General features: G+C 73.4%; 17 protein-coding genes. 6 read left to right on the top strand and 11 right to left on the bottom strand.

Annotated elements, in window-relative coordinates:
• Window position 1: 1 nt before the first annotated feature.
• Both C7456_RS14995 and C7456_RS15000 read left to right on the top strand, forming a co-directional pair.
• Window positions 2-688: a hypothetical protein gene (locus C7456_RS14995; protein ID WP_170120231.1), complete on the top strand. Its 687-nt coding sequence runs from the start codon at window positions 2-4 to the stop codon at window positions 686-688.
• A 63-nt stretch (window positions 689-751) separates the two neighbouring features.
• Window positions 752-1,072 (top strand): hypothetical protein, encoded by a 321-nt coding sequence (locus tag C7456_RS15000; RefSeq protein WP_109724618.1) that lies wholly within the window; start codon window positions 752-754, stop codon window positions 1,070-1,072.
• Between the two features lie 7 nt (window positions 1,073-1,079).
• Here C7456_RS15000 and C7456_RS15005 read toward each other — a convergent pair whose 3' ends face one another.
• Genes C7456_RS15005 through C7456_RS15015 form a run of 3 tightly spaced genes read right to left on the bottom strand, consistent with a single transcriptional unit; the run spans window position 1,080 to window position 3,173 of the window.
• Complete coding sequence (locus C7456_RS15005) at window positions 1,080-2,642, bottom strand: PepSY-associated TM helix domain-containing protein (protein WP_109724619.1); 1,563 nt, start codon at window positions 2,640-2,642, stop codon at window positions 1,080-1,082.
• Between the two features lie 13 nt (window positions 2,643-2,655).
• The gene (locus tag C7456_RS15010; protein ID WP_139942899.1) at window positions 2,656-2,916 is read right to left on the bottom strand and encodes a hypothetical protein; all 261 of its coding nucleotides are present in this window, start codon (window positions 2,914-2,916) and stop codon (window positions 2,656-2,658) included.
• The gene (locus C7456_RS15015; RefSeq protein ID WP_109724621.1) at window positions 2,913-3,173 is read right to left on the bottom strand and encodes a hypothetical protein; all 261 of its coding nucleotides are present in this window, start codon (window positions 3,171-3,173) and stop codon (window positions 2,913-2,915) included. The genes C7456_RS15010 and C7456_RS15015 overlap by 4 nt, the downstream gene beginning before the upstream one ends.
• Before the next feature lie 229 nt (window positions 3,174-3,402).
• On the opposite strand from C7456_RS15015, the gene recC reads away from it, so the two are divergent.
• Genes recC through recD form a run of 3 tightly spaced genes read left to right on the top strand, consistent with a single transcriptional unit; the run spans window position 3,403 to window position 12,193 of the window.
• Window positions 3,403-6,855: an exodeoxyribonuclease V subunit gamma gene (gene recC / locus C7456_RS15020; protein WP_170120232.1), complete on the top strand. Its 3,453-nt coding sequence runs from the start codon at window positions 3,403-3,405 to the stop codon at window positions 6,853-6,855.
• A complete protein-coding gene (locus tag C7456_RS15025; protein WP_109724623.1) occupies window positions 6,852-10,412 on the top strand; it encodes a UvrD-helicase domain-containing protein in 3,561 nt (1,186 codons plus the stop codon). Before recC ends, C7456_RS15025 begins: the two co-directional genes overlap by 4 nt.
• Entirely contained in the window at window positions 10,409-12,193 is a 1,785-nt protein-coding gene (gene recD / locus C7456_RS15030; RefSeq protein ID WP_109724624.1) for an exodeoxyribonuclease V subunit alpha, read from the top strand. The genes C7456_RS15025 and recD overlap by 4 nt, the downstream gene beginning before the upstream one ends.
• Window positions 12,194-12,246: 53 nt before the next feature.
• Here the strand turns inward: recD and C7456_RS15035 are convergent, their stop codons facing one another.
• Window positions 12,247-13,929, bottom strand: coding sequence for a serine hydrolase domain-containing protein (locus C7456_RS15035; protein WP_109724625.1), 1,683 nt, complete (start codon window positions 13,927-13,929; stop codon window positions 12,247-12,249).
• 56 nt (window positions 13,930-13,985) lie between these two features.
• Between C7456_RS15035 and C7456_RS15040 the strand changes: the two genes are divergently transcribed.
• Window positions 13,986-14,510, top strand: a complete 525-nt coding sequence (locus C7456_RS15040) for a MarR family winged helix-turn-helix transcriptional regulator (RefSeq protein ID WP_245889895.1) — start codon at window positions 13,986-13,988, stop codon at window positions 14,508-14,510.
• A 195-nt stretch (window positions 14,511-14,705) separates the two neighbouring features.
• Here the strand turns inward: C7456_RS15040 and C7456_RS15045 are convergent, their stop codons facing one another.
• From C7456_RS15045 to C7456_RS15075, 7 genes are all read right to left on the bottom strand, one after another.
• Window positions 14,706-15,761, bottom strand: coding sequence for a serine hydrolase domain-containing protein (locus tag C7456_RS15045; protein WP_109724626.1), 1,056 nt, complete (start codon window positions 15,759-15,761; stop codon window positions 14,706-14,708).
• Between the two features lie 190 nt (window positions 15,762-15,951).
• Window positions 15,952-16,671 carry a M15 family metallopeptidase gene (locus C7456_RS15050; protein ID WP_245889896.1) on the bottom strand — a complete coding sequence of 240 codons (720 nt, stop codon included), beginning with the start codon at window positions 16,669-16,671 and terminating at the stop codon, window positions 15,952-15,954.
• Between the two features lie 283 nt (window positions 16,672-16,954).
• The gene (locus C7456_RS15055; protein WP_109724628.1) at window positions 16,955-18,541 is read right to left on the bottom strand and encodes a serine hydrolase; all 1,587 of its coding nucleotides are present in this window, start codon (window positions 18,539-18,541) and stop codon (window positions 16,955-16,957) included.
• Between the two features lie 185 nt (window positions 18,542-18,726).
• On the bottom strand, window positions 18,727-19,947 hold the full coding sequence (locus tag C7456_RS15060) for a dipeptidase (RefSeq protein WP_109724629.1): 1,221 nt from the start codon (window positions 19,945-19,947) through the stop codon (window positions 18,727-18,729).
• Entirely contained in the window at window positions 19,944-21,176 is a 1,233-nt protein-coding gene (lysA, locus tag C7456_RS15065; RefSeq protein ID WP_109724643.1) for a diaminopimelate decarboxylase, read from the bottom strand. The genes C7456_RS15060 and lysA overlap by 4 nt, the downstream gene beginning before the upstream one ends.
• Window positions 21,177-21,305: 129 nt before the next feature.
• A complete protein-coding gene (locus C7456_RS15070) occupies window positions 21,306-24,314 on the bottom strand; it encodes a TonB-dependent receptor (RefSeq protein ID WP_109724630.1) in 3,009 nt (1,002 codons plus the stop codon).
• A gap of 41 nt (window positions 24,315-24,355) precedes the next feature.
• Window positions 24,356-25,816 carry a transglutaminase-like domain-containing protein gene (locus C7456_RS15075; RefSeq protein ID WP_211306339.1) on the bottom strand — a complete coding sequence of 487 codons (1,461 nt, stop codon included), beginning with the start codon at window positions 25,814-25,816 and terminating at the stop codon, window positions 24,356-24,358.
• Window positions 25,817-25,923 lie beyond the last annotated feature (107 nt).

Consider the following 25,923-nt stretch of genomic DNA (forward strand, 5'->3'; position numbering starts at 1 on the left):
CATGGCGCGCCGCCACTGGCTCGCGGGTCGCGCGGCGGTGCTGTCGGCGCTGGCCGCGTCCGCTTCCGCCGCGACGCCGGCGCAGGCCCCGGCCTGGCCGGACACCCCGCTCGCCCGCGTCGAGGCGCTGGCGCTGCTGCAGACGCTCAACGCCGACCTGCTCGGCCACGACAGCGCCACGCTGACGCTGGAGCGCTGGTGCGGCGCGCACGGCCTGGCCGCGCCCGCGCGCGTGGTGGCCGAGCGCGTGCGCGGCGCCGACGAGCCGCTGCCGGAGGACCTGCGCGCGCGCCTGGGCGCCGCCGCCGGCGAGCCGGTGAAGTACCGCCGCGTGCGGCTGGCCTGCGGCGGGCACGTGCTGTCCGAGGCCGACAACTGGTATTTGCCCGGCCGCCTCACCGCGGCGATGAACCGCGCGCTGGACACCACCGACACGCCGTTCGGCAAGGTGGTGATGCCGCTGCGCTTCCACCGGCAGACGCTGTCGGCCGAGCTGCTGTGGTCGCCGCTGCCGGAAGGCTGGGAACGGGCCGGGGCGCTGCCGCCGGGCAAGGGACGGCCGCTGGCGATCCCCGCCGAGGTGATCCGCCACCGCGCGCTGCTCGCCACCGGCGACGGCCGCCCGTTCGCCGCGCTGGTGGAGACCTACACCGGCCAGGTGCTCGGCTTCGCGCCGCCCGGCGGCTGAGCGCGTTCAAGCGCGCGCCGCGCCGGCCGATACAGGGCGCGGTTTTCCCCGAGCCCTCCGCCGATGACCCGCTCCGTGCCGCAGACCTACCGCCGTCCGCCGATGACCCGCGCCTGCGATCCGCAGCGCATGAACTGGCTGTGGCGGCTGGTCTGCGAGGTGGCCGAGCTGCAGCCGGGCCGGCTGGTGGAGGCGCTGCACGCCGCGCAGGTGCCGGTGGACCTGCAGCGCGTGCGCAGCTGGAGCGTGCCGGACACCGACGACGCCTTCTTCCCGATGACCCTCGCCGAGGTGGAGCGCAACCTGCGCGCGCTGGTCGCGCTGCGCCGGCGCAACGCCGTGCGGCCGGTCGCGGACGACGCTGCCGCGCCCGCCGGCGGCTGAAGGCGGGTCAACCCTCCGCCGCCAGCGCCCACACGTGGTTGGGCTCGCCGTGCCGCGCGCGGCGCCAGCTCGCGCGCGCCAGGCCGGCGAAGCCGGCGGCCAGCGCGAGGCCGGCCAGGTCCACCGCGAACACCGCGGCGGTGGCGTGGCTCCACGGCTGCAGCCACACGCCCGCGTTGCGCGCCAGGTCGAGCAGCGCGGCCAGCGCCGTCAGCAGCGCGGTGGCGAGCAGCAGCTCCGGCGTGGCGCGCGGCACCGGCCGCAGGCCGGCGTACAGGCAGGCCAGCGCGAAGCCGCCGTAGCAGGCCCATTGTTGCGGCAGCGCCGGATCGGCGCCCAGCGCGCCGGCCAGCAGGGTGGCCACGAACGCCGCCGAGATGCCCAGACAGCTGCCGACGCACACGCCCACCGTGGCCCGCGCCATCGCGCGCACCCGGCGCGGCTGCTCGGCATGGCGGCGCCGGCGCCGCGACTCGATCCACAGCAGGTTGCCCGAGTAGAACAGGAACGCGCCGGCCAGGCCCAGCAGCCCGTACAGCCACTGCACCGCGCGCCCGCCGAAGCTGCCGAAGTGCAGCGCGTACATCGACGAGTTGACGATGCCGTTGGCGTCCTGGCGTGCGCCCACGTGCACCGACAGCACCGTGCCGTCGGCGCCGTCCAGCGCCACCGTGCCGAAGGTGCCCAGGGTGCGCTGCGACAGCCCGCGCACCTCCACCACCGCGTTGCGGTCGCCGTAGTGCATGTAGTGGATGTAGTCCGGCTCGAAGCTGCTCACGCCGGTGCGCAGCGCCGCCGCGCGGGCGCGCTCGACCAGCGTTTCCGGCGGCAGCATCGGCGCGGCCGCGCCGCCGGCCGGCCGCGCGGGCGCGGTGGTGGTGGCGCGCGCGTAGGCCTCGGACAGCTTGCCGTCGAAGGCCAGCGGGTTCAGCGCGGCCAGTGCCAGCGTGGACAGGCACAGGATCGCCCCGGTCACCGCGAAGATCAGGTGGAACGGCAGGCTGAGCACGCCGATGGCGTTGTGCGCGTCCTGCCACAGCCGCTTGAGGTTGCGCCCCGCGCGCAGCGCGAACAGGTCGCCGAGCAGCTGCGGCAGGTGGATGATCAGCCCCGACACCAGCGCCAGCCCGTACAGCAGGCTCACCACGCCCATCAGGTACAGGCCCACGGTGGGGATGCCGAGCGAGTAGTGCAGCGCGTAGACGAAGTCGGCCAGGCTGCCGCGGGCGGGATCGCCGGTGCTCGGCGCGGCGATGGCGGCGGCGGTGGCGAAGCGCGCCTCGCCGTCCTGCACCCAGTAGGCGTAGGGCGCCTGCGTGGTGCCGCGCGGGGCCAGCACCAGGCCGAAGTCGTCGCGCGCCTGCGGGTGCGCCTCGACCATGCGCCGCGCCAGCGTGTCCAGCGAGACGTCGGCGCCGGCGGCGCGCCACGGCGGGTTCTGCCACAGCGCGATGTCGTCGTGGAACACGCTGAGCGCGCCGGCGTAGAACGCCACGAACAGCGCGAAGCCGGCGACCAGGCCGGTCCAGGTGTGCACGGTCTGGAAGGTGCGCAGGGTGGAGGACTTCATCGCGCCGGCTCCCTCATGCGCCCGCGGCGTGGCGCGACAGCCACAGCGCGGCCCAGGCCAGCGCGTTCGCCGCGCCCAGCGCCAGCCAGGCGCGCGCGCCGTTGCGGAAGAAATAGGCGCCGATCATCAGCCCGGTCCACAGCGGGAAGAACAGGATCAGCACCGGGATCAGCCAGGGCTCGCCATGGTCGGGCAGCCATTGCAGCAGCAGCGCGAGCAGGAAGCCGGCGAGCGGGAAGCCCAGCAGCGTGCCGGCCAGGCAGCGGCCGATCATGGCCGCGCCGCCGCGGGGCGCCACCACCCCAGGTACGGCAGCAGCACCCAGCCCAGCATGAGCGCGGTGAGCGCGGCGAACAGGCCCGGCCCCGGGCCGGCCGCGCGGCACCAGGCCAGCGCGCCGGCCGCCGCGAGCAGCAGCGCCGCCAGCCGCCAGCGCGGCGGCAGCGCGGCGCGGCGCAGGCGCTGCTGCGGGCTGGCCAGGTAGAACAGCAGGGCGCCGCCGAGGCAGAGCGCGAGGGCGAGTAGCGTCATGGTCGGCGTGGATCCGGCATGTGGCGGCGGGAGAAGCCGCCGAAGCAAGTTAATGCGAATTATTCTCAATGAAGGGCGGGGCGTCAATTCGTGCCCGGTCCGGCGTCGCCGGAAAAAAGTTTTCGGGATCGCGCCACGCGCGCGGTCGCGCCGAGAGCGGAAGCAGGGCGGCGATGATCCGGGCCCGCGCGTCGCAACCGCTGCGACCGCTGCCGCTATCATCGCCCGGATGCAGCAAGCGACCCCGGACGACCCCGGCCACGGCCTCGTGGTCTACCGCGCCAGCCGGCTCGAGGCCCTGCTCGATCCGCTGGAGCGCCTGCTGCACGAGGTGCCGCCCGCGCACGCGCTGGCGCCGCAGACGGTGATCGCCGCGCATCCGGGCATGCGCCAATGGCTGGCCGGCGCGCTGGCGCGCAAGCGCGGCCCCGGCAGCATCGTGGCGAACCTGGACATCCGCCTGCCCAGCGACTGGCTGGACGCGCTGGCGCGCGAGGTGCTCGGCGAGTCGGCGGTGGCGCTGCGGCCGTACCGGCGCGAGCGCCTGCGCTGGCGCATCCACGAGCTGCTCGGCGGCCTCGACGATCCGCAACTGCGCCGCTACCTCGCCGGCGGCGATCCGGCGCGCCGCCGCTACCAGCTCGCCGACCGGCTGGCGCGGCTGTACTCGCAATACCTGGTCTACCGCCCCGACTGGCTGGCCGCGTGGGAGCGCGGCCGCGACGGCGTGCCCGAGCAGAGCTTCCTCGCCCCGCTGTGGCGCGCGCTGCGCCGGGCGATCGACCGGCCGCACCGCGCGGAAGTGCTCGATGCGCTGCTGCGCGCGCTGGACCGTGCGCCGCCCGGCACGCTGCCGCGCGAGCCGCTGCACGTGTTCGGCCTCAGCCACCTCGCGCCGGCCGAGCTGGCCGTGCTCGCCGCGGTGGCGCGGCACCGCCCGGTGGTGCTCTACGTGCCCGATCCCTGCCGCGAATACTGGGCCGGCCTGCGCGGCACGCGCGCGCAGCTGCGCGAGCTCGCCGCGCGGCTCGACGCCGGCGACACGGCCGAGGCCGCCTTCATCGGGGAGGCCGGCCACCCGCTGCTCGCCGACTGGGGCCGCATGGGCCAGCACTTCATGCTCGCGCTGTCGGGGCTGGCCGAGGTGCGCACGGACGTGCGCCACTGGCAGGACGAGGACCACGGCGCGCCGCCGCCGGTTGCGCTGCTGCACCAGCTGCAGGAGAGCATCCGCCGGCTCGACGTGTCGCTGCTGCAACCCGCGCGGGGCGAGGCCGCGCTGCGCGACCGCTCGCTGCGCGTGCACCTGTGCCACACGCGCCTGCGCGAGCTGGAGGTGCTGCGCGACGCGCTGCTGCGCGAACTGGCCGAGCGGCCCGACCTGCAGCCCTCCGACATCGTGGTGATGGCGCCCGACATCGCCGCCTACGTGCCGCTGCTGCCGGCGGTGTTCGGCGAGGCGGGGCGTATGCAGGGGCCGCTGCCCTACCACCTCGCCGACGTGGCGGTGGCACGCACGCACCCGCTGCTGGACGCCTTCGGCCGGCTGCTCGACACCCCCGGCTCGCGCCTCACCGCGCCGCAGGTGCTCGACCTGCTGCAGACGCCGGCGATCGCCCGCGCGCTCGGCCTCGACGGCGACGACGTGGAGCGGCTCGGCCAGTGGCTCGCCGAGGCGCGCGTGGCCTGGGGCCTGGACGGCGCCTGGCGCGCCGGCTTCGGCGTGCCCGCGATCGCCGGGCACACCTTCGCCTGGGGCCTGGACCGCCTGCTCGCCGGCTACGTGATGGGCGGCGGCGACGCGGCGTTCGAGCTGCCCGGCGGCGCGCTGTGGCCGGTGGCCGGCGTGTCCGGCCCGCAGGCGGCGGCGCTGGGCGCGCTCGACCGCCTGCTGCAGGAGCTGGCCGCGCTGCGCCGCGACGCCGCCGTGCCGCGGCGCGCCTCGGCCTGGGCGGCGCGGCTGGAGCAGCTGCTCGACGCGCTGTTCCGCGTCGCCCCGGACGACCGCGCCGGCCGCGAGGCGCTGGGCCTGCTGCGCCGCTTCATCCACGCCACCGTGGCGGAGACGCAGGACGCCGGCCTCGACCCCGAGCTCGACTTCGCCGTGGTGCGCGAGGTGCTGCGCGAGCGCCTCGCCGCCGCGCCGGAGCGCCAGCGCTTCCTGCTCGGCGGCGTCACCTTCTGCGGCATGGTGCCCCAGCGCGCGATCCCGTTCCGCGTGGTCGCCGTGCTCGGCCTGAACGACGGCGAGTTCCCGCGCGGCGCCGGCGACCAGGGACTGGACCCGATGCTGCGCCACCGCCGCCTGGGCGACCGCGACGTGCGCAGCGACGATCGCTACCTGTTCCTGGAAACCGTGATGGCCGCGCGCGACGCGCTGCACCTGTCCTACCTCGGCGAAGGCGTGCGCGACGGCAAGTCGCGCAACCCCGCTGCGCCGCTGGCCGAGCTGCTGGCGCTGCTGGACGCGCAGGCGGGCCTGGCCGAGGTCGAGCCGGACGCCGACGACAGGGCGCGCGCGGAAGGCCGCGCGGACGCGCCCGTGCTGCGCCCGTGGCGCGTCAGGCATCCGCTGCAGCCGTTCGACGCGCGCTACTTCGACGGCAGCGACCCGCGGCTGTTCTCCTACCGTGGCGAGCTGGCGGCGATGGTGTCCGCGCCGGCCGCCCGCGCCGCGCCGCCCGCGGCGGCGGCCGAGGCGGCGCCCGACGACACCGCCGCGCTGCGCGAGGTGCTGGCCTGGTACCGCGATCCCGCGAAGCAGCTGCTGCGCCAGCGCCTCAACGTCCGCCTCGACGCGCTGGAGGAAGAGCGCCTGCGCGAGAGCGAGCCGCTGGAGGCGAGGTTCGAGGCGCTCGACCGCGTCGGCCGGCGCCTGGTGCTCGACGCGCTGGAGGGCGGGCTGCGCCTGCCGGCGCGCGCGCCCGACTGGCTGCGCCTCACCGGCCTGCTGCCGCCGGGACGGCTGGGCGAAGCGGCGTGGCAGCGCGAGCGCGAGCAGGCGGAGGCGATGCTCGCGCGCGCGCGCGACCTGCCGCTGCTGCGCGATGGCCTGCCGCCGCGCCTGCCGCTGGCCGTGCAGGAAACGCTCGCCGGGCTGCGCGTCGAAGGCGAGCTGTCGCGCGTGCACGAACGCGCTGGCGTGCGCTGGCTGTTCGAGGTCTTTCCCGGCCGGAAGGAGGCGCAGCTCGGCTTCCGCGAGCGCGTGCCGCTGTTCGTGGAGTGGGCGCTGCTGCGCCGGCTGACGCCGCCGGACGCGCCGGTGCGCCTCGCCCTGCTCACCAGCGGCGGCGAGGCGCCGTGGCAGGCGCAGCTCAACGGCTGGGACGCAGCCTTCGTCGCCGCCGATGCCGCGCCGCGCGCCGCGATGCTGGACGACCTCGGGCGGCGCCTGGCCGGCCTGCTCGAATTGTGGCTGCGCGCGCAGCGGCAGCCGCCGCTGTGGTACTTCCCGCGCACCAGCTGGAGCGTGGTCGAGGACCTGCAGCGCGGGCGCGAGCCCCGGCCGCTCGCCGCGTGGCAGGGCGGCGGCCACGGCGTGGGCGAGCGCGACCACGCGCCGGGCTACGCGCACCTGCTCGCGGGCGAGGCGCGCTTCGAGCCGGGCCGGCCCGAGTACGACGCGCTGGTGGAGATCGCCGCGCGCCTCGCCGCGCTGATCGCGCCGGAGCCGCCCGCATGAGCGCGCCGCTGCACGTCGCCGACTGGACCGGGCTGCCGCTGGGTCACGCCGAGGGCGAGGGCGGCCGCTGCCTGATCGAGGCCAGCGCCGGCACCGGCAAGACCTGGACCATCGCGGCGCTGTACCTGCGCCTGCTGCTGGAGCAGGGCCTCATGCCGCGGCAGGTGGTGGTCACCACCTTCACCGACGCCGCCGCGCAGGAGCTGCGCGAGCGCCTGCGCGCGAAGCTGCGCTGGGCCGAGCGGCGTGCGCTCGATTTCGACGCCACGCGGCCCGTGGACGCGGCGGGCCTGCCTTCGGACGAGGCGTGGCTGCACCGGCGCTGGCGGGGCGATCCCGCGCGGGCCTCGGCCGACGCGCTGCGCCTGCGCCTCGCGCAGTCCGAGCTGGACCTCGCGCCGGTCGGCACGCTGCACGGCCTGTGCCGGCGCGTGCTCGACGACTACCCGTTCGAGAGCGGCGGCGCGTTCCGCCTCGGCGAGATGGTCTCCGGCAAGGCGCTGGAAAACGAGCTGATCGAGGACCTGTGGCGCGAGCTGGCGCAGTCCGAGGGCGAGCTGCCGCCCGGCGACCTCGCCTGGTGGCGCGGCGGCTTCGACGCGCTGGCGCGCGCGCTGCGCGAGGCGATCCGGCCCGACGTGCGCGTGCAGCTGGTGTCCGGCGAGGCCATCGACGCGGTGATGCGGCCGGAGAACGCGGCGCTGATCCGCGCATGGGTCGGCGACGGCGCGCAGTTCAACCCGCGTGCGAAGGTGCTTCGGCGCGGCCTGCTGGCGCTTGCCGATTACATCGAGGCGGGCGATCGTTCCGCCAGCCTCGACGCCGGGACGGTGGACGATCTCGCCGCGCCGCCGGAAAAGCAGATCGGGCCGGAGCACCTTGAGGCGGCGCTGCGCAGCCCGGCGATGGCATTGGCCCGCGAAGCCGCGCGCGTGCTGGCCGACGTGGACCTGCCCGCGCGCAGCGCGGCGCTGGCGCGCTGGCGCGAGCGCCTGCTGGCGCAGCGCGACGCGCGCCTGCGCGAGCGCGACCTGGTCGGCTTCGACGAGCTCGTCGCGCAGGTGCGCCGCGCCCTGGCCGCGCCCGGCGGCGCGCTGGCCGAGCGCCTGTTCCGCGCCTGGCCGGTGGCGCTGGTGGACGAGTTCCAGGACACCGACGCGCAGCAGTACGCCATCCTCGACGCGATCTACCGCGACGCCGGCGGCCGCAAGCGCGGCCGGCTGGTGATGATCGGCGACCCCAAGCAGGCGATCTACCGCTTCCGCGGCGGCGACATCCACGCCTACCTGCACGCGGCGCGCAGCGCCGACGCGGTGCTGCGCCTGGCGGTGAACTTCCGCTCGTCCGGGGCGCTGGTGCGGGGCTTCAACGCGCTCTACGCGCAGGCCGGGCCGGCGCTGTCGCAATACGACGACGCCATCGCCTACGAGGCGGTGCGCGCCGGCCGCGAGCTGCCGCCGTTGCGGATGGACGGCCGAACGGTGGAGCGCCCGCTGGTGCTGCACCTGCTGCGCGAGCCGCCGCCGAACAAGGGCGAGCGCGAGCGGCAGGCACTGGACGCCTGCGCCAACCACCTCGTGCACCTGCTGTCCGGCGACGTCCGCATCGGCGACGAGCCGCTGCGCCCCGGCGACCTCGCCGTGCTGCTGCCCACCAACGGCCACGTCGCCGCGCTGCGCGAGCGGCTGCAGCGGCGCGGCGTGCCCTGCGTGGGCGCGGGGCGCAGCAGCGTGTTCGCCACTGGGCTCGCGCGCGAGCTGCAGGTCATCCTGTACGCGGTCGAGCACCGCGGCGAGGAAGGCGCGCTGCGCGCCGCGCTGGCCACGCGCCTGCTCGGGCTTTCGCTGGCCGAGCTGCGCGCCCTGCGCGAGCGGCCGGACGCCTGGCTGCGCCACGAGCAGCGCTTCGCGCGATGGCGGCTGCAATGGCAGCGCGAGGGCGTGCTGGCGGTGGTGCAGTCGCTGCTCGGCGTCGCCGCGCCCGCGCTGCTCGCCGCGCCGGACGGCGAGCGCGCGCTCACCGACCTGCGCCACCTCGGCGAGCTGCTGCAGGAAGCCGAGCAGGAGCTGCATGGCGCCGAGCAATTGCTCGGCTGGCTGGCCGCGCAGCGCGAGGGCGGCGGCGACGAGGGCGACGCGGCCGAGGAACAGCAGCTGCGCATCGAGTCCGACGCGCGCCGCGTGCGCCTGATGACCCTGCACGCCAGCAAGGGCCTGGAGTTCCCGGTGGTGCTGCTGCCGCTGATGTGGGCGCACGAAGGGCGCGACATCAGGCTGCCCCTGCGCCACGCCGCCGACGGCGGCCGCGAGCTGGTGCTCGGCGGCGCGGACCACGCCGCCGCCTGCGAGGAGGCCGCGCGCGAGGACCAGGACGAGCGCTTCCGCGTGCTCTACGTGGCGCTGACCCGCGCGAGGCTGGCCTGCCACGTCTACGTGCTGCCGCCGGAACGGCGCGCCAACGGCAACACGCAGCAGCCGCTGGGCGACCCGAAGCGCTCCGCGCTCGACGCCACCGTCGGGCGCCTGCTGCGGGCTGGCATCGCCGCTTCTGACGCGCTCGACTGGCGCGAGGACGACTGGCCCTGGCCGTTCGCCACGCTCGCGCCCGCGCGCGAGGCGCAGCCGCGCGAACGCCGCGCGCTGCCGCTGCCGCCCGCGCGGCCGGCGCGGCAGATCTACAGCTTCTCCAACCTCGCGCACGCGCAGGACGCGGGCACGCTGGAAGACCTGCCTGCCGACGACGAGGCCGCCACGCCGGCGCCGGAGGAGGAGGGCATCGACGCCCTGCCGGCCGAGCCGCGGCCCGCGCAGCCGCATCCCGAGCTGCTGGCGCTGTCGTCCTGGCGCGGCCCGGAGTTCGGCAACGCGCTGCACGCGATCTTCGAGAACCGCAAGCCGGGCGAGCCGATGGCGCAGCAGCTCGGCCTGGTGCGGCGCAGCCTGCGCGGCGAGGGCGTGCGCAGCGAGGACGCGCCCGAGCCGCTGGCGCGCCGCCTCGCCGCGCGCGTGCAGGCCGTGCTGGACGCGGAGCTGCTGCCGGGCCTCGCGCTCGGCACGCTGCCCGCCGCGGCGATGCGCGCGGAGATGGCCTTCCACTACGCGCTGGACGAGGTGTCGATGGCGCGGCTGCGCGAAGCCTGCGAGCGGCATGGCGAGCCCGCGCTGGTGCCGCGCGCGCCGGCCGCCACGCTGCGCGGCCTGATGACCGGCAAGATCGACCTGGTGTTCGAGCACGCCGGCCGCTTCCACGTGCTCGACTACAAGAGCAACTGGCTGGGCGAAAGCCTCGCCGGCTACCTGCCCGAGCGCCTCGGCGCGGCGATGGACGCGCACCGCTACCGCTTCCAGGCGCTGCTCTACACCGTGGCGGTGGAGCGCCTGCTGCGCCAGCGCCTGCCGCGCTACGAGCGCGAGCGGCACCTGGGCGAGGCGATCTACCTGTTCGTGCGCGCGGTCGGCCTCGCGCCCGGCGCCGGCGTGTGGCGGCACCGCTTCGGCGGCGCGCTGCTGGACGCGGCGGACCGCGCGCTGGGCGCATCGCGTGGGGAGGCCGCATGAGCTCGTTCGATTTCACGTCGCACGTGCCGGAACCGGCCGAGCCGCCGTGGCGCCCGCTGGACCGCGCGGTGCGCCGCTGGACGCTGGCGCACGGCGGCTCGGTGGCGCTGGCGGACCTGGCGGCGTGGGCCTCGCTGGCCGACGGCGCGGGCGACACCGCGTTGCCCTTGCTCGGCGCAGGCGCCGGCCGGCACGGCCTGCCGCCGTTCGAGCCGCCACAGCTCGACGCCTTGCGCGGCGAGCCGCTGGTCGGCGACGGCACTGCGCCCACGCCGTTCGTGCTGGACGCGGCCGGCCGTTTCTACCTGTGGCGCAACCATGCCGACGAGGTCGCGGTGGCGGCGCTGCTGCGCGCGCGCCGCGCGGCCGGCGCCGCCGTCGCGGTGGACGCGGCCGACCTCGGCGCGCTGTTCCACGGCGACGCCTCGGCGGCGGTGCGGCGCCAGCGCGAAGCCGTGCGCAACGTCGCCGGCCGCCGGCTGTTCGTGCTCACCGGCGGCCCCGGCACCGGCAAGACCACCACCGTGCTGCGCATGCTGCTGATGCTGCAGAAGCATCTGCCCGAGCCGCGCATCGCGGTCGCCGCGCCCACCGGCAAGGCGGCGCAGCGGCTGGTGCAGTCGTTGCGCGCGGGCAAGCAGGCGCTGCTCGGCCATCCCGCGGCGCCGCTGCCGCACGCCTGGCACGCGCTGCTCGACCGCATCCCCGACGGCGAGGCGCTCACCCTGCACCGCCTGCTCGGCTACGACCCGCGCCGCAACCGCTACGCGCGCGATCGCGCCAACCCGCTGGCCGCCGACGTGGTGGTGGTGGACGAGGCCTCGATGATCGACCTGGGCCTGCTGCGCGCGCTGCTGGAGGCGGTGCGGCCGGAGGCGGCGCTGGTCCTGGTCGGCGACGCCGACCAGCTCACCTCGGTGGGCGCCGGCTCCGTGCTGCTCGATCTGGTGTCGGTGCTGGAAGCGCAGCGCGCGCCGGAGCTGGTACGGCTGGAGCACAGCTTCCGCGCCGAGCAGCCGCTGGCCGCGATCAACCGCGCGGTGCGCGAGGGCGACGCCGTGGCGCTGCGCGAGGCGTTCCGCGCGGCCGGCGCGCAGGCGCAGCGGCACGAAGTGGAATCGGGCGAGTCCTTCCGCCGCGCCCTGCAGCGCTGGACGGCGGCGCTGGCCGAACTGCCGCTGCGCCCCGTGCTGCCGGCGGACGACGAGGCCGCCGCCGCCGCGCAGGCGCTCGCCGCGCTGCGCGCGCTGTCGCGCCGGCAGCTGCTGTGCGCGCTGCGCGAGGGCGCGCACGGCGCGCTGGCCGCCAACGCCTGGATCGAGCGGCGGCTGAAGCAGCTGTGGAACGTGCCGGAGGAACAGGAGTGGTATCCCGGTCGCGCCGTGTTGGTGGTGCGCAACGACTACGCCGCGCGCCTGTTCAACGGCGACGTCGGCCTGTGCCTGGCCGACGCCGCCGGCCGCCTGCGCGTGTGGTTCGAGGGCACGGACGCCGACGGCCGGCCCGCCGCGCGCGCCTTCGGCCCCGGCACCGTGCCGAGCCACGAAGGCGCCTTCGCCGTCACCATCCACAAGAGCCAGGGCTCCGAATACGACCACGTCGCCGTGCTGCTGCCGCCCGACGCCGAGCACCGCATCCTCTCGCGGCAGCTGCTCTATACCGGCCTCTCGCGGGCGCGCCGGCAGGTGGAGCTGTGGGGCAGCGAGGCGGCGACGGCGGCGGCGCTGGCGCAGCCGGCGTATCGGGCGGGTGGGTTGAGGGAGCGGTTGGGGGGCGATTAAACGCGGGCGGATCCCGGGCGGGAAAGCCCGCGGCGGCGGGTCCAGCCCGGCCGTCACCGCAGGCGCGGACAGTCCAGGTTCCTGACGCGCCCGATATCCAGAATGGCGTGTCGGGCACGACCGCTGGAATCGATGTCGAAGCGCATGGTCAGGTTCCCGTAGCTGAACTCGTTGCGCCGCAGCGGCTGGAAGGCTTCCCGCTCGCCCCTGGAATCGATGCGGTAGAGTTCGCTGCCGTTCGTTTGCAGGCGGTAGACGACCCCAAGTTCATCGCAACGGTAGCCGCCCACGTAGCTTTGCAGCTCCGCTTTGGAAGGATGGTGCAATTCCAGCTCCTCGAAGCGGATGGTCCGCTCCATGGCGGACTGTTGCAGTTCAAGTCCTCCTTCCGGCCGCGCCAGGAACCGGTATCGGGCCTCGAAGGGCCCGCCGACCATCTCGAAGCTTCCGTCCGGCCGAGGGACCAGCCGGTATCTGCCGCCGAAGGCCTCGATCCAGACGCCATCCTTGATCTCGACCCTGCGCAGGCTGCCCGAGTCGGGATTGCGATACGTGCCTGCCCTCGCCGGGCTCGTCTTTCCGGCGCCGTCCTCCCGGATCGGAGAAACCGCCTGCCGCGCATCCTCTTTCGCCGACGCGGTCGGCGCGGGCGCGTCGGCCAGCCAGAGATCGGCCGTGGCGATCGCCAATGCGCTGGCATCGGCATTGGCGCTGTTGCACAGGGTGGCGACGCCCAGGCCGACTTCCGGGAAGCGGAGGATCTCGGCCCGGTAGCCGCCCCACGAGCCGCCGTGGTGCACCATCTTGCGCCCCCGGTGCGTCGAGACCATCAGGCCCAGGGCGTAGTCGAGCGGCTGGCCGTCGTTCAACGCGCCGGTACGCTCCATTTCGCGCACGAAAGCATCGCCGCCGATCCTGGGGGCCGTGAAGTTGGCCACCCAGCGCGCCAGATCGACCACGTTGGTCTGGACGCCGCCGTCGCCGGTCTCTTCCCAGTTGGGCTGGGAGATGCGGTAGCGCCCCCCTTCCTCCGGCACATAGCCGGAAGCCCGGTGAGGCACCACCTCTGCGTGATCGTCCTTGTAGAAGCTGTGCTTCATGGCGAGTGGCCCGAAGATGCGCTGCCGGGCGAATTCCCGCATCGACATGCCGGATACGCGTTCGACGATCTGGGTGGCCAGGAAATACCCGGAATTGCTGTACAGGAAGCTGTCGCCGGGCCGGTAGTTGAGCTGTTTCTGACGAGCCAGCATCGCCAGCGCCTGGGCCGGGGTGCTCACGTCGTCATAGTCGATGTCGGCGAAGGTCAGCAGCGTCACGTAATCCCGCAGCCCCGCGGTGTGATGGAGCATCTGCCGGATGGTGACGGGCGACCCGTAGTCCGGCATCTCGGGCAGGTATTTGCGGATGTCGTCGTCCAGGGAAAGCTTCCCGTCTTCCGCCAGCAGCACGATCGCGGCCGCCGTGAACTGCTTGGAGGTGGAGCCGAGGTCGAAGACCGTCTGCGGATCGATGGGCGTCGACGTTTCCAGGTTGGCTGAGCCGTAGCCCTTCTCGAACTCGGTCGCTCCATTGCGATAGACGGCCACCGCGCAACCGGGGGCATGTGGAGAGAACGCCGCGAACACCCGATCCACGGCCGCCTCGCGCCGGGCTGCCGTAGCCGCATGTGCGGCATCCTGGCTCCACAGGACCAGGCAGGCGAATACGCAACGGATGAAGGTTGGCTTGGTCATGGCGGCCGAGGGTGCCCATGGGCGGCAGGTAGCCTATAATGTAGGCGCCTACATAAATGGTCAAGCGGATGAAGACGGAAAGGGAACCATGGCGCGACTACACCGCCCGCGCCGGCGGTGCCGCCCTGGGGGCCCGCCTCAGGCGGGTCTCCGAGCGGATCGACCGGGAGCTTTCGGCGTTCTACGCCCACCTGGGCGTCGATTTCGAGCAGCGCTGGTTCGGCGTGCTCAACCTGCTGGACCTGTTCGGGTCGATGGGCGTGGGCCAACTTGCCGAGGCGCTGGCGATCAGCCACGTATCCGTCAGCCAGACCAAGGAGTCCCTGGAAAGGGCCGGCCTTGTCGAGGTCCGAGCGGACGAGCAGGACGCGCGCAGGCGCAATCTCCGCCTTACCAGGCGGGGTTGCGCGTTCGTCAGGAAAATGCGGCCGGTTTGGGAGGCATTGGCCGAGTCGGCGCGAGCGCTCGACGAGGAGGCAGGCGAAGTCGTCAGGGCGCTCGACGCATTGGAAAAGGCGCTGGATCGCTCCTCCGTGGCCCAACGGGCCCTGCGTCACCTGAAGGCCAAGAACCCGCTTTAGCGTCCACGCTCCGGCCATGGGTGATCGCCGGCAGTAGGCGCTGGACATGGACAGGTCGACGCAGAATCGGATGCAAGGCCGGCAGGGCGGGAAAGCCGGATGTACGCTGCGGGCGGGCCGACAGCCGGTATGCCCGTCGTCGACGGAACCGTGCGCTATGCGCGCCGCGAATCGGTTGCGCGTAATTCCCTCGCGCTACGGAGCAAGAAACAATCGGCCGATCGCCAGCGCCGTCTCGTAAGGCTCCGGCGCATTGCGGTTGCTGAGCAGCACCACGGTGAGGTGCTGTTTCGGCCAGCGCACGATCACGTTGCGGAAGCCCACGGTCTCGCCGGAGTGCCATTCGGTGTCGCCGGTGAGGCGCCAGCCGTAGCCGTAGTCGGCCCGGTAGGGCTCGCCGGTCACCTTGGCGTGCGGGCTGAAGGCGAGGCGGCGGGAGGCGGCGTCGAGCAGGCGGTCGTCGTAGCGCGCGGCGTCCCACTGGGCGAGGTCGTCGATCGAGCTGTAGATGCCGCCGTCGCCCAGCACGGCGCTGGTCATGCTCTGGTCGGTGCGCGTCCACGCGCCGCCGATCTCGGTGTAGCCGTAGGCGCGGTGCGGCACGGCGGGGCCGCCCTCGACGTAGGCCAGGGTGTGCGCCATGCCCAGCGGCTGGAAGATGCGCGTGCGCAGGAAGTCGGGATAGGGCATGCCGGAGGCGCGCTCGACCACCAGCGCCAGCAGCGCGTAGCCGCCGTTGCTGTAGCGGTAGCCCTGGCCGGGCGGGAAGTAGCTGCGCCGCTCGTTGGCGAGCAGGTGCAGCACGTCGATGTCGCGCAGCGGGTGCACCTGTTCGGCCGGCATCAGGTCCTCGTAGTCGATCAGGCCGCCGGTGTGGCTGAGCAGGTGGGCGAGGGTGATGCCGTCGTCGGTGTCGGGCAGCTCCGGCAGCCAGCGGCGCACCGGGTCGTCCAGGTGCAGCCTGCCGTCCTGCGCCAGCAGCAGCACCGCGGCGGCGGTGAACTGCTTGCTCACCGAGGCGAGGCGGTAGTCGGTGTCGGGCGCGGCCGGCGTGTGCGTGGCGAGGTCGGCCAGGCCGTAGCCGCGGCGCACCAGCGGCTTGCCGTCCTTCAGCACCAGCAGCGAGGCGCCGGGCACGTCGCCCTGGTAGCGCAGCATCAGGCGGTCGACGGCTTGCAGCGTGTCGTCGGCGTGTGCGGCGGCGGTTGCGAGGGAGAGGGCGAGCGAGGCGAGGAAGGGGGCGAGTCGCATGCGGGTGCTCCGGGCGTGATGCGAGGAGCCCCTCTCCCGTCGGGAGAGGGGTTGGGGTGAGGGTTCGGTCGGTGCGTGGCGTTGCGCTTCGCCCGGCCCCTCACCCGCCCCGGATCGTGTCCGGGGCAGGCTCTGCCGGCACCCTCTCCCCGGAGGGGAGAGGGATTGGATCTTGGAGGCGGCGGCGGGGTCATTGCACGGGCACGTCGTAGAGGGTGTCCGGGGTGGGTTCGGGCTGGTAGGTGTAGTGCCACCATTCCATCGGGTAGTTCTTGAAGCCGGCCCGTTCCATCGCCTCGCGCAGGCGCGCGCGGTTGGCGCGCTGTTCGGCGCTCAGCCCGGGCGTGTCGGTGTTGGCGCGCGGGTCGAAGTAGTCGAAGCCGGTGCCCATGTCCAGCGGCGCGCAGTGCTCGCCGCGGGCGTCGCACCGGAGCAGGTCGAGATCGAGGGTGCTGCCGCGGCTGTGGCCGGAGACGGGGGCGATGTAGTCGCCGAGCAGCTTGGACTTGTCGAGGTGGGGGTAGTGCGCGGCCTTGGTGCGCGTGTCGGCGAGGTCGTGCGCCCAGCGCACGAAGTCGGCCACCGCGCGGGCGGGGCGGTAGCAGTCCCAGATTTCCAGGCGGTAGCCCTGCGCACGCAGCGCGCGCTCGACGCGGGCGAGCGCGTCGGCGGCGGGCGGGTGCAGCAGGCACTTGGGCGCGTGGTAGCCATCCACCGGGCGGCCGACGAAGTTGTCGCTGCCGGCGTACTTGATGTCCTCGCGGATGTCCGGCACGCGGCTGCGCACGTCGACCAGGTTGGCCTCGGCGGCGGTGCGGGCGGGGGAGAGGCGCGGGGTTTCGGCGGCGTGGGCGGCCGGGAGCGGCAGCGTGGCGAGCAGGAGTGCCGCGAGTGCGGCGGCGAACTTCATAGGATGGCCGCCTTTCCGTCCGTCATTCCCGCGCAAGCGGGAATCCATTGCGATTTTATGGAAAGGCGACCTGGATTCCCGCTTGCGCGGGAATGACGTCGTGGGGAGTTCGGAGCCCCTGAGCGGGAAGTTGCATGCGCGGGGAGGGCATGGGAAGCCAGGCGCGAGGCCGGCGCGCACGGGATGCGCGAGGCGGCGCATCGGATGCGTTCCTGCGCGGCGCGTTGCGGGGATGCCGCCGCATTCCCCATGCGAGGCCTTGGCGCCGCGCGAAGCCTTGATGTCAGTCACAGCCGCCCTCCCGCACGAAGTCGAGGTCCTCGTAGTCGGAGCTGAAGTCGCCGTGCGGGTCGAGTTTGGCCAGGGTCAGCCGCACCGGCGTGCCGTCGTGGAAGTCCAGCCAGGCGTCGGGGTCGACCGTGCGGTCGTCCCAGCGCACCAGGTAGCGGCCATGCTCCTGCACCACCACGCCGGCGAGGCGCGGGGAGCGTTTGGCCTGGAAGCGCACCGCGCCGTCGCGCACGCAGACCGCGGCCGGGCCGAGCCAGGGATCGCGGTAGACGCCCAGCCGCCCGGCCAGCGCCTTCGGGTCGGCCGGCGGCATCGCGGCGCTGTCGGGCAGCGGCGGCGCCTTGCGGCCGGAGGCGGCCTTCGCCGCCGCCTCGTCCAGCAGTGCGGCGTAGCCGGCCACGCCGCGCGTGTCGGCCGGGTCGGTGAGGCGCTTGAGCAGCACCTCGCCCAGCACCGTGCGCGCCTCGTCGCCGTTGCCGTTGGTGAGCAGCACGAAGCCGCTGCGCCGGTCGGGCACCAGCATCAGCTCGGAGTACATGCCGGCCAGCGTGCCGGTGTGCCAGACCGTCCAGTGGCCGTCGACGTCCGCCATGCGCCACCCGTAGCCGTAGGCCATCACGTGGCTGCGGTCCCACTGCCGGCGCAGCGCGGAGACCGGGATCAGCATGTGCGGCGCCTGCAGCACGGCGCGCTGCGCGGGCGAGAGCCATTGCAGCTGCGCGGGCGTGGGCGCGAGCCAGTTCCTCGCCCAGGCGAGCATGTCGTTCAGGCTGCAGCGGATGCCGCCGGCGGGGTCGGAGGTGGTGGCCGGCACCGTCGCGTCGTCGGCGCGGATCACCTGGTTGCGGCCGCCGATGTAGCCGTGCGGCTCGGCCACGTTGCCCACCTCGTCGCGGTCCCACGCGCCGACCTGGCAGCGCGACAGGCCCAGCGGGGCGAACACCTCGCGCCGCATCAGCGCGTCGTAGGGCGCGCCGCCCGCGGCGGCGGCCAGCTCGCCGGCCACCACGTAGAGCAGGTTGTCGTACTGGTACTTGCTGCGGAAGCTGTAGGCGGGCTTGAGGTAGCGCAGCGCGTGGACGATGTCGGCGCGGGTGAAGTCGTTGGGCTCGGGCCACAGCATCAGGTCGCCGCCGCCCTCGGGCAGGCCGCTGGAATGGGTGAGCAGGTCGCCCACCTGCATCTCGCGCGTCACCCACGGGTCGTACATGCGGAAGTCGGGGAGGTACCGGGTGACCTTGTCGTCCCAGCGCAGCTTGCCCTGGTCCACCAGGCGGCCGAGCAGGGCGGTGGTCATCGCCTTGCTGTTGGAGGCGATCTTGAACAGCGTGTCGGCGTCGATCCTCTCGCCGCTGCCGGCGACGCGCTCGCCCAGGGTGCGGGTGTAGACCACCGTGCCGCCCTCGATCACGCCCACCGCGAGGCCGGGCAGGTGGTAGCGGGTGAAGGCGTCGTCGATCTGCTGGTCGAGGTAGCGGGTTTGCTCGGGCGTGAGCGCCGGCGGTGGCGGTGCGGCGGCGTGCAGGGAGGGTGCGAGCAGGATGGCGGCGAGGGCGGCGAGGCGCAGGGAAGAACGCATGCGCCGGAAGCCGCGCATGGCTCCCTCTCCCCCTTGGGGAGAGGGCCGGGGTGAGGGGGCGGGGCTTGCGGTGGCGTTGGTGGATGCGCGCCTGCTTGCGAGGGCGTCACGAGGTTGGCCACTCACCCCTACCCTCTCCCCGGCGGGGAGAGGGTGCAGGAGCGGCGCGGTGGGGGTGCGCATGGTCAGTGCTCCGCGGCGCGCTCGACTTCGGCCCAGACGCGCAGCAGGTTGCCGCTCCACAGCTTGGCGATGTCGGCGTCGCCGAAGCCGGCGCGGCGCAGCGCGGCGGTGACGTTGCGGGTCTCGCTGGCGTCCGCCCAGCCGGTGATGCCGCCGCCGCCGTCGAAGTCGGAGGCGATGCCGACGTGGTCGATGCCGGCCACCCGCACCATGTGCCGGATCTGCGCCACGAAGTCGTCCACCGTGGGCAGCGGGTACTTATCCTGGATCTCGGCCATGCCGCGCGCCATCGCCGGCAGGTAGTCGTGCTTGTCCGAGTCGTACTCCTTGTCGCCGGCCCCGCGGGCGACCTGCTCCTGCAGCTTCTTCTCCGCCGCCTCGCGGCCCGGGTCCTTCTTCAGGAACTCCTTGTAGGCCACCGCCTGGATCACGCCGCCCTTGGCGGCGATCGCGCGCAGCAGGTCGTCGGGCAGGTTGCGCGGGTGGTCGAGCGCGGCGCGCGCGCCGGAATGCGAGGCGATGACCGGTGCGGTCGAGACCTTGAGCGCGTCGCGCACGCAGGCGTCGGAGGCGTGCGAGACGTCCACCATGATGCCGAGCTGGTTGGCGCGCTTCACCACCGCACGGCCGAAGTCGGTCATGCCATGGTCGCCGGGGCTGTTCATCGCCGGCTCGCCGTGTTCGGTGTCCGGCAGCGAGCTGGTGCACAGGTCGTTGTCGCCGACGTGGACCAGGCCGACGTAGCGCGCGCCGCGGTCGTAGGCGGCGTCGAGGCGGTGCAGGTCGTGGCCCAGCGAGTAGGCGTTCTCGATGCCGATCATCGCCGAGAGCAGGCCCGCCGCGCGGTTGGCGCGCACCTGCGCCGGCGTGGTGGCGAGGCGGATGCGGTCGGGATACATCATCAGCATGCGGCCGATGGCCTCGTATTTCTGCTCGGCCTGCTCGACCGCCTTGGCGTAGCCGGCCGCGTCCAGCGCGTGCTGCGGCACCCAGACCACGAAGAACGCCGCATCGAGCCCGCCGCGCTCCATCTTGCCCAGGTCGACCTTGAGCGGCGTGTCCCTGCCGACGTCGAAACGCGGCTCGCGCATGTACGAGAACGGGATGTCCACGTGGGTGTCCAGCGTCAGCGGCCCGGCCGGCGCGCGCTGCTGCGCGAAGGCGGCGGGCGCGGCGGCCAGCGCCAGCGCGGCCAGGAGGGGGCGGAAGCGGATCGTGTTCATGCGTTCTCCCAGTGGTCGGCCGCCGTCTCGCCGGCGACCATCTCCTCGAAGCTCTGCCGCCGGCGCACCACCGCGTAGCGGCCGCCGTCGAGCACGACTTCCGCCGCCAGCGGGCGCGAGTTGTAGGTCGAGGCCATGGACGCGCCGTAGGCGCCGGTGGTCCTGATCATCAGCAGATCACCGGGCGCGCAGCGCGGCAAGAGGCGGTCGCGGGCGAAGGTGTCGCCGGTCTCGCAGACCGGGCCGACCACGTCGTAGCGCTCCGCGTCCGCGCGCGCGGCGCCGACCGGCGCGATGTCGTGCCAGGCGTCGTACAGGCTGGGCCGTGCCAGGTCGTTCATCGCCGCGTCCAGCACCAGGAACGGCCGCGTGGCGCCGGGCTTGACGCGCACCACCCGGGTCAGCAGCACGCCGGCCTCGGCGACCAGCCAGCGGCCCGGCTCCAGCAGCAGGCGGCCGTCGTGGCCGGCCAGCGCCTCGCGGATCGCGGCCACGTAGTCGGCGACGGCCACCGTCCGGTCGCCCGCGCGGTAGCGCACGCCCAGCCCGCCGCCGACGTCGATGCTGCGGATCGGGTGGCCGCCGGCTTCCAGCTCGCGGCGGAAGGCGTCGACGTGGCGCAGCGCCTGGCGGAACGGTTCGACCGAGAGGATCTGCGAGCCGATGTGCACGTGCAGGCCGTCCAGCCGCACGTGCGGGTAGGTGCCGGCCGCGGCGAACCAGCCGCGCGCCTCGTCCAGGCTCACGCCGAACTTGTTCTCGGCGCGGCCGGTGGAGATCTTGGCGTGGGTGAGCGCGTCCACGTCGGGGTTGATGCGCACCGCGGCGCGCGCCAGCACGCCGCGCGCGGCGGCGCGGCGGTCGAGCGTCTCCAGCTCGTCGCGCGATTCGAGGTTGAAGCGCAGGATGTCGGCGTCCAGCGCCGCGTCGATCTCTGCGGCGGTCTTGCCGACGCCGGAGAACACGATGCGCCGCGCCGGGATGCCGGCGCGCAGCGCACGCCACAGCTCGCCGGCGGAGACGATGTCGGCGCCCAGCCCGGCCCCGGCCATCAGGCCGAGCACGGCGCGGTTGGAGTTGGCCTTGGCCGCGTAGCAGACCAGCGCGTCGAGGCCGGCCAGCGCCTCGCGCAGCGCGGCGATGCGCGCGCGGATCGCGCCGGCCGAGTACACGTGGAGCGGCGTGCCGAGCCTGGCGGCCAGCGCGTGCAGGTCCACGCCGTCCAGCATCGCCGGCGCGGCGCCGGTGGCTTGTTCCTCGTTGGCGGGGGGCGTGTCGGCGGCGGCGGGCGGCATGGGCGGATATGGCGGAAAGAAAAAAGCGGCCCGCAATCCTGCGGGCCGCCGGCGGGGAAGGACTCAGAAATCCACGGCCACGGTGAGCTGGGTGAAGCGCGGCGACTGGAAGCCGATCGACTGCTTGAAGGTATCGTTGGTCGAGTTGGAGATGGTGGTCTGCAGGTCCTGGTCCACCTGGACCGTGCGCTGCTGGTTGAGCAGGTTGTAGACCGCCAGCTTCACGCGCAGCTTGCCGCGTCCCTCGAACGGCAGGACGTAGCTGATGCCGGCGTTGAGCGTGTAGGTCCACGGCATCCGGCCGTAGGCGGCGCGCGGGGAGTGGACGTAGACGCGGTCCTCCGAGACGGGCGAGTCGCAGTTCTGCACGCAGATGTAGTAGCTGTGGTAGTCGGTCGCGTCGTACGGGTTGCCCACGCCGAAGCCGGTGATCGGGCCGCCGGAGTGGACGTCCGCGTCGGCGCTGACTTCCCAGTGCGGGGTGATCGCGTAGGCGCCGCGCAGCTTGAGCTGGTGGCGGCGGTCGTTCGGCAGGTAGCCGTCGCCGCCCAGGTTCACCCACGGGTTGTCGAAGTTCTCGGTGCGGCCGGTGTCGTCGAAGTCGGTGTCGGAGTTGACCGGGCCCTCGGCGTTGCCGCGGTTCCACGAGATGACGTAGGAGGCGTTGAACGACCACTTCTCGTCCCAGGCGCGGTCGAGCTGGAATTCCAGCGCGCTGTAGGTGCGCTTGGGCTTCACCCAGCCGCGCTGGCCGAGGTAGTTGCCGTCGGCGTCGTACATCGCCCAGCCCTGCTTGGAGGTGTCGATGTCGATCCAGCCGTCCGGCGTGCCGTCGCAGTTGGTGTCGCCCCACACGGTGACCTTCTTGCCCGGGTTGGCCATCACCCAGCCGATGTAGCCGTCGCCGCCGCACTGCGGGGTGGCGCTGATCTCCATGTCGTCGATGGCGTTGTGCAGGCGGCGGTAGGTGGCGCTGACGCCCCACGACCATTGCGCGTTGAGCATCTGCTGGAAGCCCAGGATCGCCTCGTCCTGGTAGACCGGGTCCATGTGGTGGTCCACCGCCGAGCGCTGGTCGCGCACGCTGCCGTCGCCCTGCGAGGTGTCCACCGGGCCGATCTGCGGGCCCAGCTTGGGCACGGCGTACTGCACGCCGTTGAGCTCCTCGATGTCCCAGCCGTCGAAGGCGTAGTAGGTGCGCTCGTCGAGCAGGCCGCCGGCCTGCTTGATGTTGATCACGTTGGCCACCGGCAGGAAGTAGCGGCCCAGGTTGCCGAACAGCTTGGTGCTGCCGTCGCCCTTCATGTCCCAGGAGAAGCCCAGGCGCGGGGCGATCTGGCTGTCCATCTTGATGTAGCTGTGGCCCCCGGCGTCCTGGTTGTCGAAGCTGTCGTTGCGCAGGCCCGCGTTGAGCACCAGGGTCGGCGTGACCTGCCAGTTGTCCTCCAGGTAGTAGGCGGAGTTGAGCGTCCTGAAGGTGCCGCCGATCTCGTAGCGGCGGGCGCGCACGTAGGCGTCGTAGCCGGCGGGCACCACGCCGCCGTTGTCGATGGTGTCGCCCGGGTCGGCGGTGTACAGGTTGTAGTAGATCGCGCCGGGGCCGGCGTAGTACTGGTTCGACACCGAGGTGTCGTTCTCGTGGTCGTAGCCGAAGCGCAGCAGGTGGTCGCCCAGCGTCCACTCGAAGTCGGCGCGGTACTGCTTGCGGGTGTCCTCGCGCGAGTACACGGTGGAGCTGGTGGTGCAGCCGAGCTGCACGCCCGGGTCGTACTCGCTCAGGAAGGCCGAGGTGGCCGCGACGCGGTTGCAGTCCTCGTCGAGCTGCGAGTGGGTGAACGCCTCGCGCTCGTTGCGGCCGTACATCAGCTTCATCGACAGGTCGTTGGTCAGGTAGCTGCTCCAGGTCAGCGCCCAGTTCTTGCCGCCGGTGTCGGTGTAGACCTCGTTGGTCTTGCCGGTGGTGCTGTCGCTGGCGTAGTCGTAGCCGTAGACGTCGCCGACGTTGCTGTTCTTGTCGGAGAAGGCCATCAGCGACAGCGTGTTGCTGTCGGTGATGTTCCAGTCGATGGTGCCGCCCCAGAAGCCGTCGTGCGAGTTGTTGTAGGTGATGCTGTTGCCCTGGTCGTTGGTGTTGCGCGGCGTGCTGCCGCGCGCCTCGTACATGGCGAAGAAGAACAGCTTGTCCTTGACGATCGGGCCGGAGGCCCAGACGTCGGTCTTGATCAGCGAGTCGCGGTCGCGGCGGGCGGTGAGGTAGCGGTTGCCGTCGTCGTCGTAGTGGTTGGCCGCCGGCGAGTGCCAGTTGCCCGGCTCCATGGTGATCTCGGTGCCGCCCTCGAAGGTGTTGCTGCCCGAACGCACCACCGCGTTGACCACGCCGCCGGTGGTGCGGCCGAACTCGACCGAGTAGCCGCCGGTCTTGACCTGGAACTCCTGGTAGAAGTTGAACGGCGCCTCGGAGAAGCCGTTGCGGTTGTAGAAGTCGGTGACGTTGAGGCCGTTGACGTAGTAGGCGTTCTCCGCCACCGAGGAGCCGCCGAAGGCGATGCCGCCGAAGCCGGCGTTGCCCTTGACCACGCCCGGCGCCAGCAGCGCCACCGAGGTGACGTTCTGGTCCACCGGCAGGCGCGCCAGCTCCTGCCGCGAGATGTTGGTGGCCGACTCGGTGGAGGTGACGTCGACCACCGGCAGCACCGTGCCGGTGACGTTGATGGAATTGAGGTTGGTGGCGTTGACCGCGGCGCCGACGTCCACCACGGTGGCGTTGCCCAGGCTGACGGTGACCTTGCGCGGCTCGCCCAGCGGCTGGCCGTCCTTGGTCGCGGTGAGCGTGTAGTCGCCCACCGGCAGGAACGGGAAGCGGTAGTTGCCCTTGTCGTCGGCGGTGATGGTGCGGGTGAGTCCGGTGGACGGGCTGACCACGGTGACCACCGCGCCCGCGGCGGTGTGGCCCACCACCGAGCCGTCGTTGTTGCCCGCGTGCGCGCCCGGTACGGCCAGGCACGCCAGGCCGATGCCGAGCGCCATGCAGAGCGCGGTCCTGCGAAGATACCCGTTACGACTGCCGTTCATGTCTTCCTCCCCCGAAGATGCCGTGAATGAAAAGCCGCCCGTCAGCTTCCGTGCGCGGGCAGGACCTGCCATGCGAAGTGGTAATCCCACTGGTCGTAGTAGAGGTTGCCGCCCTTCCACTCGACCTCGCCGCGCTGCGAGTCCACCGTGTCCGAGCGCGGGTACTGCTTGGCCGGAACCAGCGGCCGGCTCCAGTCGCGGTTGAACGCGACGCGGTAGGCGTCCAGGCCGCCCAGGTAGAACCAGCGCAATGCCGGGTCGTCCTGCGGGCCGGGTTCGAGCTGGCCGAAGGTCACGTCCATCGGCACCCAGCCGTAGGGCGCCAGGTACAGCTGGCCCCAGTCGTGGATGTCCTCGTAGTCGCCGTCGGAATAGATCCAGCCGGACTGCCAGCGCGCCGGGATGCCGTTCAGGCGCAGCAGCGCGATCAGCAGCAGGGTCTGCTGGCCGCAGTCGGCGTGGCCGGCGTGCAGCGCGTAGTCGCTGATGTTGCTGATCGTGGAGTACTCGCGCGCGCCCGCCCACGGGATGCGGTCCACCGCGGCGAACAGCTTCCGCGCGATGCGGTAGGGATTGGTCTCGTCGCCGACGACCCGCTTCGAGAAGGCGCGCAGGTCGTCGGTGTAGACCACGTGCGGCGGGCGCTCCTCCACGTAGGGGCGCAGCTCGGGCGTGATCGTCGCGCGCACCACCTTGGCCGGGTCGATCGCGTGGTACTGCGCGTGCACGGTCAGCTCGTAGCTCGCCGAGAACACCGTGGGCTGGCCGGCCTGCGCGCGCTGCTCCAGGTACACCGTGCGCTGCGGCGCGGAAGCCGGCGCGATCCGGTGCGCCGCGGGCGTGCTGGCGAGGAAGCGCAGGTCGTCCTGCTGGCCGGGCAGTTCCTGCGGGTAGGGAATCCACGCGCGCACCGTCTCGCCGGCGGGCACGGCGTCGGCCTTCACCGTCACCGTCTGGGTCACCCGCACGCGGCGCGGCGCCACGCTGCTGCGGCCGCCGGCCAGCGCCTCGGCGCGCGCCTCGCGGTGGTGCGCGTTGAGCGTCTCCATCGGGGTGTCGTCGAACGGCGTCTGCTCGGCGCGGCGCGCGCGCGCCTCGGCGCTGAGGCGGAACAGGTTGGACGGTGCGCGCTTGAAGTAGCGCGTGCGGCCGTCGATGGTCATGCGCTCGAGCAGGCCGGCGGCGTCCCAGCGCGCGAACTCGGCGTCGGTGAGGTCGGGGATCGGCTTGCGCAGGCGCGCCTTGGCCTGTCCGGCGTCGAGCGTGAAGTCGAGCAGGATGCGGCGCATGCGCTCGCGCTGGAACTCCAGCGCCTCGCGCGCCTCGGGCCGCAGGCCCGGCTGCGCCAGCGCGGCGGCGATGGCCGCCTCCGCCTCGCGGAACTGGCCGCGGTCGATCTGTGCCACGATGGCCGCCGGCGCGGGCGGGGGGAGGTCGCCGGCGAACGCGGGCAGCGCCAGCAGCAGCGCCAGCCATGCCGCCCGCACGCGCCATCCGCGCATGCGCCGCGCACCGTTCTCCCCTCGGACCTTCGGCATCGCCATCGACCCTTCCCCTCGTGCGAACTTGCGCCGAAACCGTTGTGTAGCACGCTTGCAAAACGTGGTCA

The organism is Fulvimonas soli (genome assembly GCF_003148905.1).
Lineage (GTDB): Bacteria > Pseudomonadota > Gammaproteobacteria > Xanthomonadales > Rhodanobacteraceae > Fulvimonas > Fulvimonas soli.